This window comes from Leucobacter manosquensis (genome assembly GCF_018304845.1).
In the GTDB taxonomy this organism is placed as follows: domain Bacteria; phylum Actinomycetota; class Actinomycetes; order Actinomycetales; family Microbacteriaceae; genus Leucobacter; species Leucobacter alluvii.
On record NZ_JAFEVO010000001.1, the window covers coordinates 926,400 to 940,909 of the forward strand.

14 protein-coding genes are annotated in these 14,510 nt (G+C 68.3%); 1 reads left to right on the forward strand and 13 read right to left on the reverse strand.

Translation table 11 applies throughout. The features are described 5' to 3' along the window. Positions 1–46 precede the first annotated feature (46 nt). Complete coding sequence (locus JSQ98_RS04320; RefSeq protein WP_211648504.1) at positions 47–1,126, reverse strand: acyltransferase; 1,080 nt, start codon at positions 1,124–1,126, stop codon at positions 47–49. A gap of 189 nt (positions 1,127–1,315) precedes the next feature. Here JSQ98_RS04320 and JSQ98_RS04325 point away from each other — a divergent pair, with 189 nt between their 5' ends. After that, positions 1,316–2,842: a glycosyltransferase family 2 protein gene (locus JSQ98_RS04325; protein ID WP_211648505.1), complete on the forward strand. Its 1,527-nt coding sequence runs from the start codon at positions 1,316–1,318 to the stop codon at positions 2,840–2,842. Positions 2,843–2,853: 11 nt separating this feature from the next. Here JSQ98_RS04325 and JSQ98_RS04330 read toward each other — a convergent pair whose 3' ends face one another. From JSQ98_RS04330 to murD, 12 genes are all read right to left on the reverse strand, one after another. After that, positions 2,854–3,771, reverse strand: coding sequence for an RluA family pseudouridine synthase (locus JSQ98_RS04330; RefSeq protein WP_090149345.1), 918 nt, complete (start codon positions 3,769–3,771; stop codon positions 2,854–2,856). Further along, positions 3,758–4,360, reverse strand: a complete 603-nt coding sequence (gene lspA, locus JSQ98_RS04335) for a signal peptidase II (protein ID WP_346728715.1) — start codon at positions 4,358–4,360, stop codon at positions 3,758–3,760. The genes JSQ98_RS04330 and lspA overlap by 14 nt, the downstream gene beginning before the upstream one ends. A gap of 8 nt (positions 4,361–4,368) precedes the next feature. Further along, positions 4,369–5,064, reverse strand: coding sequence for a DivIVA domain-containing protein (locus JSQ98_RS04340; protein ID WP_211648506.1), 696 nt, complete (start codon positions 5,062–5,064; stop codon positions 4,369–4,371). Between the two features lie 90 nt (positions 5,065–5,154). Further along, on the reverse strand, positions 5,155–5,448 hold the full coding sequence (locus JSQ98_RS04345) for a YggT family protein (protein WP_200328679.1): 294 nt from the start codon (positions 5,446–5,448) through the stop codon (positions 5,155–5,157). A 2-nt stretch (positions 5,449–5,450) separates the two neighbouring features. Next, positions 5,451–5,948 carry a cell division protein SepF gene (locus tag JSQ98_RS04350; RefSeq protein ID WP_211648508.1) on the reverse strand — a complete coding sequence of 166 codons (498 nt, stop codon included), beginning with the start codon at positions 5,946–5,948 and terminating at the stop codon, positions 5,451–5,453. A 30-nt stretch (positions 5,949–5,978) separates the two neighbouring features. Then, on the reverse strand, positions 5,979–6,674 hold the full coding sequence (locus JSQ98_RS04355; RefSeq protein ID WP_211648510.1) for a YggS family pyridoxal phosphate-dependent enzyme: 696 nt from the start codon (positions 6,672–6,674) through the stop codon (positions 5,979–5,981). A gap of 5 nt (positions 6,675–6,679) precedes the next feature. Further along, on the reverse strand, positions 6,680–7,912 hold the full coding sequence (gene ftsZ / locus JSQ98_RS04360; RefSeq protein WP_211648512.1) for a cell division protein FtsZ: 1,233 nt from the start codon (positions 7,910–7,912) through the stop codon (positions 6,680–6,682). 145 nt (positions 7,913–8,057) lie between these two features. Then, a complete protein-coding gene (locus JSQ98_RS15355; protein WP_211648514.1) occupies positions 8,058–9,095 on the reverse strand; it encodes a cell division protein FtsQ/DivIB in 1,038 nt (345 codons plus the stop codon). A 122-nt stretch (positions 9,096–9,217) separates the two neighbouring features. After that, positions 9,218–10,639 carry a UDP-N-acetylmuramate--L-alanine ligase gene (gene murC, locus JSQ98_RS04370; RefSeq protein WP_090149377.1) on the reverse strand — a complete coding sequence of 474 codons (1,422 nt, stop codon included), beginning with the start codon at positions 10,637–10,639 and terminating at the stop codon, positions 9,218–9,220. Between the two features lie 86 nt (positions 10,640–10,725). Next, positions 10,726–11,808, reverse strand: coding sequence for a UDP-N-acetylglucosamine--N-acetylmuramyl-(pentapeptide) pyrophosphoryl-undecaprenol N-acetylglucosamine transferase (locus JSQ98_RS04375; RefSeq protein ID WP_211648515.1), 1,083 nt, complete (start codon positions 11,806–11,808; stop codon positions 10,726–10,728). After that, complete coding sequence (ftsW, locus tag JSQ98_RS04380; protein ID WP_211648516.1) at positions 11,805–13,001, reverse strand: putative lipid II flippase FtsW; 1,197 nt, start codon at positions 12,999–13,001, stop codon at positions 11,805–11,807. The genes JSQ98_RS04375 and ftsW overlap by 4 nt, the downstream gene beginning before the upstream one ends. Further along, the gene (gene murD / locus JSQ98_RS04385; RefSeq protein WP_249290729.1) at positions 13,001–14,509 is read right to left on the reverse strand and encodes a UDP-N-acetylmuramoyl-L-alanine--D-glutamate ligase; all 1,509 of its coding nucleotides are present in this window, start codon (positions 14,507–14,509) and stop codon (positions 13,001–13,003) included. Before murD ends, ftsW begins: the two co-directional genes overlap by 1 nt. Between the last annotated feature and the right edge of the window lies 1 nt (position 14,510).

A 14,510-nucleotide genomic window follows, 5' to 3' on the forward strand; every position in this document is an offset into this window, starting at 1 on the left:
CCGGCCTCCGCCAGCTCCTTCCCGTGTCGAACGCGCGGCGTCGGCTTTAGGCGAGCACCCCGCGCAGACGCGGAACGGTGCGCAGGAGCATCGACGCCCCGAGACTCAGCACGAAGGCGAGCACGGTGACCGCGACGACTCCGACCAGCGGGGGCGCGATCTCGGTGGTGACGCCGAACCTGCGCAGCAGCCACAGGAAGAACGGATGCACGAGGTAGATGCCGAATGACGCACCGGCGACGAGCGAGACGACCCGATCCCAGCGAGCGGAGATCCGATGCGAATCGCCCCAGGCCTTCGCAGCGGCGAACACGGCGACCGAGACGACCGCGACATTGAGCGTCGTGAAGTCGAAGAACCGCTCGTCCGTCTCGCCGGCGGCGCGGGAGACGCCGCTCGTACCGACGATGGTGACGGCGATCCCCGCGACCGCGAGACACCCCCACACCGCGAGCGCTCGGCCGCGGAGCGTCGTCGTGTGCAGCAGGTACCCGAGGACGAAGTACCCCGCGTAGCCGAGCACGAGATCGAATCGCATGGAGCCGAGCACGTCGGCGAGGAGCTCTCCGGCGACCGGGATTCCCGTGAGCAGCGGTAGCACGCCGGCGAACGGGATGGCGAGCGCGACGAAGTACCAGGCGACACGGCGGTCCTCGACGACGGTGCGCAGAATCGGCGTTCCGAGGTTCAACCCGAGCAGGGCCAGCAGGAACCAGAGATGGAAGTGCCCGGTGACCGCGGCGCGCAGGAAGTCGGTCGCGTCGCCGTCGCCGCCGGGACCGTATACGCCGAGCGCGGCGTACGCTGTCGACCACACCGCATAGGCGATGAGCAGTCGGGGAATGCGTCGCCTGAAGAGCGAACGGCGCGATACCCGCTTCTCCGGATCGAGGAACAGCGCCCCCGAGATCATGAAGAAGATCGGCACGGAGAAGCGCAGCGCGCTGTTGATCCAGGTCAACTGCTCCCAGCGGGCCGAATCGGGCGGAATGGCGTGCCACTCCGTGATCGCGGCGTGGATCATGACGACCGCGATGATCGCGACGCAGCGGAGCAGGTCGAAGTACTCGATGCGGTTCGAGGCCGAGCGCGTCGAAGGCGCACCGTTCCCCGTTTGCCGTCTCATGCCCACCCACGATAACAAAGCCGGCTCGGCCGGGGTCGCAGGAATCGATCGGGGGAATGCTGCGCCGCGCACGAAGCGCCCGGCCGCCAGGTTCCTCGACGGCGAGCGGGAGTAGGGTGAACCAGAGACGCGGCGCGATCGTCCCGCGTATCCCGGCCCGTCCTGCGCACCCGAATTCGAGGAGAGAATGTGACCGAGACCGCGCCCACCGTGAGCGTCGTGATCCCCGTGTACAACTCGATGCCGTACCTCACCGGAACGCTCGACTCCCTCCTCGCGCAGGAACTCGAGCCGTTCGAGATCATCGCCATTGATGACGGGTCGACGGACGGCTCTGAAACCGAGCTCGACCGGTACGCTGCGGCTGACTCGCGCATCACGGTCGTGCATCAGCCCAACAGCGGGTGGCCGGGAATGCCGCGCAACCGCGGCCTCGAGCGAGCACGCGGCAGGTACGTCCTGTTCATGGACGCCGATGACACCGTGTCGCCCGATGCGCTCGCGCGAATGGTCGCCCAGGCCGATGCGCACGACGCCGACATCGTCATTCCACGATTCGAGGGCACCGGCGGGCGCCACGTCCAGGCGCTGTTCGAGCGGCATCCCGAAGGGCCGATCGAGCTCGCCAGAGCCATGGAGACGCTCTCGCCCCAGAAGCTGTTCCGTCGCGAGATGCTCGAGCGGCTGGGATTGCGCTTCCCCGAGGGCCGTGTTCGCCTCGAAGACGGGATCTTCGTCACTCGCGCCTATGTCGAGGCTCGGCGCATCATGTTCTGCGGGGACTCGCCCCTGTACTTCATCGCCCTGCGCGACGACGGGCGGAACATCTCGAGCCAGAGCATCGATCCTGACAATTACGTCTCGTCGTGCCGCAGGATCGCGGAGACCCTCATCGAAGGAGTCGCCGACCCCGATGATGCGCGTGCGCTGGTGCGTCAGTTCTTCGGCAGGAAAGGTCTCCGCTTCTACGCGCCGAAACGCTGGCTCGCGATGGACGAGGGTCGGCGCGCTCACTGGGTGGCGCTGCATCGCGAGTTCTTGCGCAACCTCTTGCCGCCGTCCACGGATGCGCAGGTGACGCACCCAACGGATCGCCGCAAAGTGGAGTTGATCCGAGACGGTGACGTCGAAGGACTCGACCGGCTGATCCGGGCTGCCGCGATGCTCGAGCACACCGCGCTCGTATCGGGCGTCCGTGCCTTGCCTGGTGGGATCGAGGTCACGGTCACGGTTCGGCTGGACCATGACGAGGCACCTGCAGGAGCGGCAGGATCAGGCCTCCGCGTGCGCGTCGCGGATCGCCTCTACCGCCTGGTGCGCCCGCTCGTCACCCGCCGCCTCGTGCGGGGAACGAGCCGGCTTGCCGCGCGATTCCTGCTGTGGAATCGGCCGCACGCCATGCTGCTCCTCTCCGGGCGCAAGCGTGGCCGCGCCACGGCCGTGCCCGGAAGACTGGCGCCTCCCGAGCCGCGGACCGCCGAGGGGACGTACCGCGCGCGCGAGCCGCGGTACCGATTCGTGCTTCCGCATGACCTCCTGCGGCGATACCGAGGAGAACGGGTCGACGCGTGGGCGGTGCTCTCCGGCCCGCATCGAGTGAGCGGCGACCGCTGCCGAGTGACCGCGCCGCCGGCGCTGGACCGTCGGGTCGACGGTATTCGCGCGTACGCGACGAATCGAGGCAACTTCAGTCTGCAGGTGCCAGGTCGGGGGTGACCCGACCTGGCTCAGCCCTCCAGCGCGTCGAGTGCGCGCTGGAGATCGGCGGGGTAAGCGCTTTCGAACTGCACGGGCTCGCCGGTTCCCGGATGCCTAAAACCGAGTCGCTTGGCGTGGAGCCACTGCCGGCTCAGCTGCAGACGGGCTGAGAGCGTCGGGTCGGCACCGTACATGCTGTCGCCGACGCATGGGTGCCGCTGCGCCGACATGTGCACTCGGATCTGATGGGTGCGTCCCGTCTCGAGCCGAATCTCGAGCAGGCTCGCGTAGGGGAACGCTTCGATCGTCTCGTAGTGCGTGACCGACGGCTTCCCGTCGCGCGTCACGGCGAACTTCCACTCGTGGCCAGGATGCCGGCCGATGGGCCCCTCGATCGTGCCCGCGAACGGGTCGGGGTGCCCTTGCACCACGGCGTGGTAGATCTTCTCCACTTCGCGCTCTTTGAAGGCGCGTTTCAGCTCGCTGTAGGCGCGCTCGCTCTTCGCCACCACCATCAAACCACTCGTTCCGGCGTCGAGGCGGTGCACGACGCCCTGGCGCTCCGCCGGACCGGAGGTGGCGATGCGATAGCCGGCCCCCGCAAGTGCGCCGACCACCGTTGGCCCTTGCCAGCCGAGCGAGGGATGAGCCGCGACTCCCGCTGGTTTGTCGACCACCACGATGTCGTCGTCATCGTGCACGATGCCGAGGTCGGGAAGCACGACGGGAACCACTTCTGGCCCTCGCTTCTCCTCCCAGCTGACCTCGAGCCAGCCGCCGGCCGTCAGACGATCGGATTTGCCGAGTTCGCGCCCGTCGAGCTGGACGCCTCCCCCGTTTGCGATCTCCGCGGCGAAACTGCGGGAGAAGCCGAGGAGTTTCGCGAGCGCCGCATCGACGCGATCACCCGCCAGACCATCCGGAACCGGCAGGCTACGCTGCTCCATCGGTCTCCTCCGACGTCTGATCGGCCGCGGCCCGCCCGCGAAGGCGCGGACTTCCGTCGATGTTCACTCCGAGGAGCGAGATGATCACGAAGAGCACCATTCCCGACACGATCGCGATATCGGCGATGTTGTAGATCGCCTCGTTGAACCCCAGCCACATCCAGGGGGTCGATATGAAATCGATGACGTGCCCCTGCGGGAAGCCGGGCTCACGAGTCAGCCGGTCCGTGAGGTTTCCCAGTACGCCGCCGAGCAGCAGGCCGAGGAAGAGCCCCCAGGGGGTCGACCGGAGTCGTCGGATCTGCCAGAGAATCACAACGACGACGATTGCCGCGAGAATCGTGAAGATCCACGTCGAGCCTGTTGCGAAGGAGAAGGCCGCGCCGGGATTTCTCACGAAGTGCCAGCGCAGGAACTCGCCGAGCACGGGCACGGTCTGCCCTTCGACGAGATGGGCAACCACCCAGTTCTTGACGAGCTGGTCGGCCGCGAACACTGCTGCCGCCACTCCGATGAGGAGCAGCGGCACCAGCGCTCGACGCCGTGACCGCGACGCGATACTCGCGATCGGCTCAGTAGCGTCGCTCACGCTCCCGGTTACTGGAGACCGTCGGGTGCGCCGGCGGGCTCGGGCGAGCCGTCGAGGCCGCGCAGCTGCGACTGGATGTACGAGCGCAGCGTCGAGCGGTACTCGCTCTCGAACTGACGAAGATCCTTGATCTTGAACTGGAGGTCGCTGCGCTCTTCACCAAGCTGGCGGAGTTCCTCGGAGCGCTGCTTCTGCGCCTCGTCGACGAGCTGCTTCGCGGTGCGCTCGGCGTCCTGGATCATCTGGTCGCGCTTGGCCTCAGCCTCGGAGATGAGCTTGTCTCGAGTGGCTTCGCCCTCGTGCACGTGCTTGTCGTGGAGCTCGAGTGCGAGCTGCAGCATCGCGCTCGACTTCACGGCATCCGGCTGCGGGACGGCGGTGTTGTCGGCGACGGACTGGCTCGCAGCTGGCGCGGCCTGCTGCGGCGCGGGGGCCGGAGCCTCCACGACGATCGTCTGCTCTGACGCTGCACCCTCTGAGTCGGAGTCGGAGTCCTCCGCGGCGCGGGTGCCCGACTCTGCGGCTGCGAGCTTGGCGGTGAGCTCTTCGATCTGCGAGCGCAGCTCCGCCTTCTCCTGCTCGTGCTGACGGAGCTCCTCGACGATCGTGTCCAGGAAATCATCGACTTGATCGAGATCGTATCCGTCGCGGAACTTGGTGATCGTGAACTTCTGATTCACGACATCTTCGGGAGTCAAGGCCATCGTTACGTCTCTTTCGCTTCGGGACCACTGCCGTGGTCTAGAACAACGCTAGCAAATAAAGTCGGGTTCGCGCAGGTGCACCGGTCGCGGCTACCAGGCGGAGAGGATCGCGATCAGGATCAGGCAGGAGATCATCGTGAGCAACCATCCCAGATCGAGGGCGACCCGGCCGAGCCGAATCGGAGGGAATACCTTGCGGAACATACGGATCGGCGGGTCTGTCACCGTGTACACCAGCTCCACGAGCACGGCCCAGAACCCTCGCGGCCGGAATTGCCGGTTGAGCACCATGACCCAGTCGAGGATGAAGCGGGCCCAGAGCACGAATGTGAAGATCCTGAGTGCCAGCCGGAGAATGAAGGCGATCGCTGCGACGATCTCCACGCTCAGGCCGAGGGAGCTACGAAGAACGATCCGCTGTCGTTCTTCTGCGAGTGGTCGCTGCCGGTCTCGATATGCTCGGGCGACAGCAGGAACACCTTGCTCGTCACGCGCTCGATGCGTCCGTTGAGCCCCATGGTCAGTCCGCTCGCGAAGTCGATCAGCCGCTTCGCGTCGCCGTCGGTCATGCGGGACACGTTGACGATGACGGGGATGCCGTCGCGGAAGCTCTCGGCGATCACCTGGGCGTCGGCGTAGGCCGTGGGGTGCACGGTCAGGATCTCGTTCATCGGCTGACTCGACGGCTGACGGGTCGGTGTGACGCGGCGCAGCGGTGTGACCGCAGCGCGCTGCGCGGGGGGCCGCGCTGCCTCCGGCTTCTGTGCCGGTGCGGTCTGCGCAGCACGCGGGGCCGCCGGCTGCGCCGACTCGGTGTTCTGGGCGTCGAGGTCTTCCTCGGCGAGGCCCAGGAACACCATGGTCTTCTTCAGCGGGTTGCTCATGTTTTCTCCCAACGGTGCGGTGGTTCGAGACTATCGGGGCTCCGGGCGTTTCCCGGTGATTGCGCTTCCGATTCTGAGGTGTGTCGCGCCCGCCGCAATGGCTTCGCGATAGTCGTGCGTCATTCCTGCGGAGATGGCGGTGGCGCCCGGCGCGACCGCGCGCACGCGCTCCGAATAGCCGGCCAGTCGTTCGAACGCGGCCGGTGCCGGCTCCTCGAGCGGTGCCACCGCCATCACTCCGCGCAGGTGCAGCGCGGGTGCGCTGAGCACGTGCTCAGCGAGCCGTTCGAGCTCGGCAGGAGCGGCGCCGCCGCGAGCGGGGTCTTCCGTGAGGTTCACCTGGATGAAGACTTCGATCTCGCGCTCCATGTCGGCGATCGCATCGACGAGGCGCTCCCGGTCGATCGAGTGGATCGCATGCGCATACCTCGCTGCTTGACGGGCCTTCTTCGTCTGGAGCTGTCCGACGAAGTGCCAGCGCAGATCGAGTTCCGCGAGCTGCTCGGCCTTCGCCTGAGCCTCCTGGTGTCGATTTTCGCCGACGTCCCGCACGCCCAGGTCGGCGAGTGCCGCGACCAGCTCGACCGGATGGAACTTGGTCACCACGATGAGGTCGATCTCGTCCGAGCTGCGCCCGGCGTCGCGACACGCGTCCGCAATTCCCGATTGCACCTGGTGCAGACGATCGCCCAGGCCGGGGAAGCCTCGGTCGCTGGCTTCACTCATGCGGGTTACCTCAGGAACTCGGGAATGTCGAGGTCGTCGTCGTCATCGCCGTCGAAGGCGGGATCGGAGATCTGCGCCTCCACGGGCGGATTCGAGAGCACCTCTCCGAACTGCCCCGTCGGCGGGTTCTTCGACCCGGCATCCCCTGACGCGGAGAATCCGGCGTACCCCGCGCCGACGCCTGCAGCCGCGCCGCCGCCTGCTGCTGCGGTTGCTGGCGCTGCGACCTCATCGAGGCTCTCGACGTGACTGCCGCGACGACCCCGCTCCGAGTTGGCGATGGGAGCGGGCGTCTCATCGTCGAAGCCGGCAGCGATCACGGTCACGCGCACCTCGTCTCCGAGGGTGTCGTCGATCACCGTTCCGAAGATGATGTTGGCCTCGGGGTGCACCACATCCTGCACCAGCGTCGAGGCCTCGTAGATCTCGCTCAGGGCGAGGTTCGACGAGCCTTGGATCGACAGCAGCACGCCGTGCGCGCCTTCGACGGAGGCTTCGAGCAGCGGCGAGGCCACGGCGAGCTCCGCCGCTTTGATGGCGCGATCCGCTCCGCGGGCGGAGCCGATGCCCATGAGCGCGGCACCGGCGCCCTGCATGACCGATTTCACATCGGCGAAGTCGAGGTTGATGAGACCCGGAGTCGTGATGAGGTCGGTGATGCCCGACACGCCGGCGAGGAGCACCTGGTCGGCCGCGGCGAACGCCTCGATCATGCTGATGCCGGGCTCGCTGATGTCGAGCAGGCGATCGTTGGGAACCACGATGAGCGTGTCGACGGCCTCGCGCAGCGTGTGCACGCCCGAGTCGGCCTGAGCAGCTCGGCGCTTGCCCTCGAAGCTGAACGGCCGCGTGACCACGCCGATGGTGAGTGCGCCGATGGACTTCGCGATGCGAGCCACGACCGGGGCGGCCCCCGTACCCGTGCCGCCGCCCTCGCCTGCGGTGACGAATACCATGTCGGCACCGGCGAGCGCCTCTTCGATCTCCTCGGCGTGATCCTCGGCCGCACGGCGCCCCACCTCGGGATCGGCGCCGGCGCCGAGACCGCGCGTGAGCTCGCGGCCGACGTCGAGCTTGACGTCGGCATCGCTGAGGAGCAGCGCCTGCGCATCGGTGTTGACGGCGATGAACTCGACGCCCCGCAGTCCGAGCTCGATCATCCGGTTGACTGCGTTCACGCCGCCGCCGCCGACGCCGACGACCTTGATCACCGCAAGGTAGTTCTGGTTCGCTGACACGTGGTTCCTCCGCCCCTAACCTTCAACCTTTACTCGAGGTTAAGAGTTAGTATTGCCGTATACATTTCCTGCGCACCACCGTATGGGCCAGGAGCATGCGGCAACGCCTGACACGCCGCGAGCCCGTCGAAAGAAACCGCTCGCGCTACTCGAAGACGGGCGCTTCGGTCGCTGAGACATCGATTCGCGTCACCGGCTGCCCGGCGAGGGAGGCGAGCATCGCCTGCAGCACCACCGCCTTGCGTCGACTCTCATCGGCATCCCCCCAGAGCACCGTGATGCCGCTCGCGAGCGTGAACGTCACATCCTGAGCGCTCGAGGCGCTGGCGCTCGTGATCTGCGCACGCAGATCCGCGGGCATGTCGCGGAGCGCGCGCGACGCCGACCGGAAGGCCGCGGAGCCCCGGTCCGTGAGCGCTCCTGCGCCGACCGGCACGCCCGCGGGTGCAGCATCCGCAGCGCCGAGCAGCACCCCGGCGGCGTCGTAGAGCTCGACGCCATCGGCCCCTGCGACCGAGATCACGGGCACGCGCTCTTCGATCCGCACGACCAGCGTGTGCGGCGGCACCCGCTCCACTGCGTAGCGCTGGATCAGGGGGAAGGGTTCGAGGGCGCGATGCACCTCGGCATCGTCGATCAGCGCGAGAGGCCGCCCCTCGAACCGCTCGAGTGCGCTGTGCACATCCGCGGCGTTCACGCTCTCAGCGCCGGTCACCTCGACGGTCTTCACCGCCATCAGAGGCGTGAAGACTCCGGCACCGACGAACAGGGCGAGCGCGCCGACGGCTGCGAACGCGATGATCCAGTGGCGCCTCCGACCGCGGGCCTCCGCCGAGAAGCGTCGCCGCTCGCGTCGAGCCTGCCGCTTCCGCAGGCGCGCCGCCGCTGCCACCCGGCGCTCCGCCTCGCGCACCGGATCCGGTTCGCTTCCGCGAAACCGATCGAGACCGGAGCGAGCACGGGTGTCCAGTGATCCGAGATCGACCGTCGGGTGCTCGTCAGAGAGACGAACGGCTCGCGCACCGTCGATCGCCCCGGAAGCACGCACCTGGAGATCTTCCTCCGCCCGGGTGGCGGAGTCCGGACCCTCCTGCTCAGGAGGCGCGTGTCTCGAAGCGCGCACATCGCTCAGATCGATGGTCGGCGAGACTCCGGTTTCAGGGACGTGAGCGCGCGCCGGCACCCGGCTCAGCCGTGGCCCGAGTCGCCCCGCAGCTTCTGAGACCTCGGCCGGAGGCCGCCCGGCGGGCGGCTCCGGCTCCGGACGCGGTTGATCGGGCGTCCGATCGAAACCGCCGGGGCGCTTCACCGGGCCTCGAGCTCGAACCGGTCGCGCAGCGCCTCAACCACTTGAGGAATGATGCGGTACACCGTGCCGCAGCTCATCGTCACCATGACGTCGCCCGGACGGGCGATGCGCGCGAGGTAGTCCGCGGCATCCTGCCACTCCGGCAGGTACGCCACGCGATCCGCGTCCGCGAAGTCATCGGAGACGAGTGCGCCCGTGACCTCCGGGACCGGGTCCTCGCGCGCTCCGTCGACGGCGAGCACCACCGTGTGGTCGGCCCCGCGCTCGAGCACCTCGGCGAACTCCCGATGGAACATGCGCGTGCGACTGAAGAGGTGGGGCTGGTGGATCGCGATGAGGCGACCCTCGCCGACGACCGCGCGGGCGGAGTCGAGCAGCGCCGCGACCTCCGTGGGGTGGTGGGCGTAGTCGTCGTACACGCGCACGCCCTGCACCTCGGCATGGAACTCGAAGCGGCGCTTCGTGCCGCCGAACGCGGCGATCGCCTCGAGCGCGGCGCCCGGCTCGAACCCCAGGCCGGTGAGCACGGCGAGCGCGCCAACCGCGTTGACGGCGTTGTGCTTGCCGTATACGGCGAGCTGCGCCTCGTAGCGGTGCGCATCGATTTCCACCGCGAACCGAACGGGGCCAGAATCATCGATCTCGACGATGCGAACGTCGGCGCCGGGGGTCTCGCCGAACGTGCGGACCGGCGCGTGCCCGCCCTGGTGCTGCAGCGTGGCGAGCACTTCGCGCGCCCCCGGGTCGTCGGCGGAGATGACGATCTGCTCGCGCGCGCCGCGCATGAAATCGACGAAGGCCTGCATGAAGGCCTCCCGCGATCCGTAGAAGTCGAGATGCTCCGGATCGACGTTGGTGACGAGCGCGACGGCGGTGTCGTAGAGCAGGAAGGACTTATCGGATTCATCCGCCTCGATCACGAAGAGATCATCGCCGCCAGTGCCGGAACTCACGCCGAGCGCTTCGATCACGCCGCCGTTCACGAACGACGGATCCGCACCCGCGCCGAGCAGGCCGGTCACGATCATGCCGGTCGACGTCGTCTTGCCGTGCGCACCGGCGACCGCGACGACGCGTGCGCTCCTCGCGAGCCAGGCCAGCGCCTGGGACCGGTGCAGCACCGGGAGCCCCTGGGCGAGGGCGCGCTGGTACTCCGGATTGTCCGTCCAGAGCGCCCCGGTGACCACGAGCGTGTCGGCATCGCCGACGTTGTCCGCATCATGACCGATGGAGACCGGGATGCCGAGCTCGACCAGAGCCTCCGTCGAGTAGTTGGCGCTTCGATCAGAGCCGGTGACCGTGACACCGGCTTGGTGCATCATGCGAGCGATACCGCTCATGCCCGAACCGCCGATACCGACGAAATGGACCTGCCCGAGGTCTTCGGGGATCTCCAGTTCGAGATCGGGATAGATCATGGCGCCTCCTCAGCACGAATCGACAGTCAAGCGTACCGCGATGCGAGGCGCCCGTCGCCGAGGACCCGCTGAGCGATCGAAGTCGCTCAGGTTCCAGCGGCGCCCACGGCCTCCCGCACGAGTTCGAGCAAGCGCTCAGTGCCGTCCAGCGCGCCGGCTGAGCGAGCGCGCCGCGACATCGCTTCGAGTCGGGCGTCGTCGAGCAGGAGCGGCACGAGCACGTCGTGCACCCACTGCGGCGTGAGTTCCCCGTCTTCCACGAGCAGCGCTCCCCCGGCCTCGACCATGTCGGCAGCGTTGAATCGTTGCTCACCGTTGCCGACGGCGTAGGGCACGAGTACCGCGGGAATCCCGAGGCCCGCGAGTTCGCTGACCGTCGTCGAGCCCGCTCGCGATACCGCGAGGTCGCAGGCCGCGAATGCGAGGTCCATGCGGTCGCAATAGGGAATCACGACGTACCCGGGCACGCCGGGGTCTTCGAGCTCGGTGAGACCGCCCCAGACGTGGAGCACCTGGATGCCGGCGTCGACGAGCATCTGCGCCGAGCCCGCGATCCCTCTGTTGAGCGCACGCGCACCGAGCGAACCTCCCGTGACGAGCAGGGTGCTGCGAGCCGGATCGAGTCCGAAGTGCGCGCGCGCCTCGTCGCGGAGCGCTGCACGGTCGAGTCCCGTGATCTCTGGCCGCAACGGCATTCCGGTGACCCGCGCCCCTGCGATCGGCGTGCCCGCGAACGTCACCGCCACGTGCGGCGTGCTCCTGGCGCCCCAGCGGTTCGCCAGGCCCGGTTTCGCGTTCGCCTCGTGGATGACGGTGGGAACGCCTTCGCGAGCCGCAGCACGATACGCCGGCGCCGACGCATACCCGCCGAATCCCACCACCACGTCGACGCCGCGGCTGCGGATCAACTCGCGCACCTGCGAGACCGCACGCGCGAAGCGCACCGGAAACCGCAGCGCCGCGGCGTTCGGGCGACGTGGGAACGGGAGGCGCTCGATATGCACCAGTTCGTAACCCCGCTCCGGCACGAGCCGCGCCTCGAGACCTTCGCGGGTGCCGAGCACGATGATGCCGGCCCCCGGTTCTTCCCGTCGAATGAGGTCGGCGAGCGCCAGAAGCGGGTTCACGTGCCCGGCGGTTCCGCCGCCCGCCAGCAGATACGTGGTCATGCCTGTCCAATCTCTTCCTGATGTCGTGCGGCATCGCGGGCGATCGAGATGACGACGCCGATGGCGATGAGGCACGCGATGAGGGCGGTACCGCCCGAGCTGATGAGCGGGAGCGGCACGCCGAGCACCGGCAGCACGCCGACGACGACCGCGATGTTCACGAACGCCTGGCCGACGATCCAGACCAGTACGCCGCCGACCACGGCTCGGCCGAACCGGTCGCGCGCCCGCACGATGAGGCGGAGCATCACCACGGTCAGCGCGATGAACAGCACGACGACGAGCAGTGCGCCGATGAGCCCCAGCTCCTCGCCGATGATCGCGAAGATGTAGTCGTTGTCGGCCGCGGGAAGCCACGACCATTTCGCCTTCGAATTGCCGAGCCCGACGCCGAAGAGCCCGCCGCCGGCGAGGGCCCACAGCCCGTGCGTCGCCTGCCAGTCGATGCCGCTGTAGTCGTCGGTCCCTCCGGCGTGGCTGAGCAGCCGCGCCATGCGGTTCGGGCTCGACAGCACGAAGAAGGCGACCGCGAGCGCCGCGCCGATGGCCGTCACCCCGAGCGTCTTCCAGCTCATGCCCCCGAAGAACATCGCGCCGAACACGAGGGCGGCCATGATCATCACCGTACCCAGGTCCTTGCCGAGCAGCACGACTCCCAGGGCGATCAGAGCCCCGGGGATGACGACCGGGATGAGCTCGTGCCGCATCTGGCCGAACAGCGGCTCCTTCCGCTGCATCACGGCCCCGACCCAGACCACCAGCGCGAGCTTCAGCGCCTCGGACGGCTGCGCAGTCACGCCGCCGAGCTGAATCCAGTTCCGGTTCCCGGCCACTTCGAATCCGAGCGGTGTGAACACCAGCAGCTGCAGCAGGATGCCGAGCCCGAAGAGCGCCCAGGCGTAGCGCTTCCAGAAGCTCACGGGCATTGCGGCGGCGACGAGCATCAGCGGGATGCCGATGACGGCGAAGATCACCTGACGCCAGAACCCTCCGAAGAAGCCCTGATCGGCGAGATACGAGGTGATGGATGATGACGAGAGCACCATGATGAGGCCGAAGCCCACCAGCAGCAGCGTGATGGTGTAGAGCGCGATGACCGTGCGATCGGAACCGATGCGCAGCATGCCGCCCAGCCGGATCAGGGCTTGGGCGGGAGCCCGGCCCGGTTCGCGCTCGCTCGTGCGCGCAGACATCATTCCAGCTCTCGGACCGCGGCTTGGAAGCGTCGGCCGCGGTCGGCGTAGCCGGCGAACTGATCCATGGACGCCGCAGCGGGTGAGAGCAGCACCGTGTCGCCCGGGTGCCCGATCGCACGGGCCTGCGCCACCGCGGACCGCATGATGCCGTCGGGGTCGAGCCCGGCGTCGTCGATCTCGACGACGGGCCGCTCCCCCAGGTGCCGTCTCAGTGCGGCGAGCACCGGCTCACGATCGACTCCGATCACCACGGCGCCGCGCAACCGGATCGCGTGCGTGCGCACGAGCTCGTCGATGTCGACGCCTTTCAGGAGACCGCCCAGCACCCACACGACATCGTGCAGCGCACGCAGCGACGCATCGGCAGCGTGGGCGTTCGTCGCCTTCGAATCATCGATCCAGCGCAGCCCCTGCATCTCGCCGAGCTGTTGCGCACGGTGCGGATCGGGCACGAAGGTGAGCACGGCTCGCGCGATCTCGCCCGGTTCCACGCCGCGGGACCGGGCGAGGGCGCTCGCGGCGAGCACGTTCTGCACCATGTGCGGGGCCGCGAGGCCTCGCTCTGCGAGTTCCTCGATCGTGACGAGCTCGAACGCCTCGCTGCGGCGCTCCGCGTGATAGCCGCGATCGACGAGGATCCCCTCGACCACGCCGAAGCCGCTCGTCGGAGGGGTGTCGAGCCCGAAGCTCACGGCCCGGGCGCCCTCCACCACATCCGCGGCCTCCACCATGCGCTCCGTCGCCGCGTCTGCACGGTTGTACACGCAGGCGACCTGCGTGTGCTGATACACCTTCGCCTTCGCCGCCCAATAGGCGTCATGGCTGCCGTGCCAGTCGAGATGATCGTCCGCGAAGTTCAGGCATGCGCTCGCGTAGGGCGAGATCTCACCCAGGCGCTCGAGCTGGAAGCTCGACAGCTCGACGACGATCGCGTCGTATCCCTGGGGGTCGCGCAGTGCATCGAGGATGGGAGTGCCGATGTTCCCAGCCGGCGTGACCCGCAGCCCGCCGGCCGAGAGCATGTGAGCCGTCAACTGGGTCGTCGTCGTCTTGCCGTTCGTGCCCGTGATGCAGATCCAGTCGGCGATCCTGCCCGTCTTATCGCGGAGGCGCCAGCCGAGTTCGATGTCTCCCCACACCGTCACATCGCGGGCGACCGCCCAGGTCGTGAGCGGATGGTCCGGCCGGTACCCGGGAGACACGATCACGAGCTCGGGGTCGAAGGCGGCGAGGTCGGCGAGCTGGGCCTCGTCCTCAGCAGACTGGAAGTACTCCGCCCCGATGACCTCGAGCAGTCGTTCGCGCTCCGAATCCGGCGCACCCGCGATCACCCGCACGCGCGCTCCCAGTTCGACGAGCGTGTCGGCGACCGAGAACCCGGTCACGCCGAGGCCGAGGACCGCGACGCGGAGTCCGGTCCAGTCGTGGTGCCAACTCGTCAGCGCATCGACACGGTCAGCGACCAGCTTCGCGTAGATCGCTGCGTCTCCGCCAGTGCTGTTCATG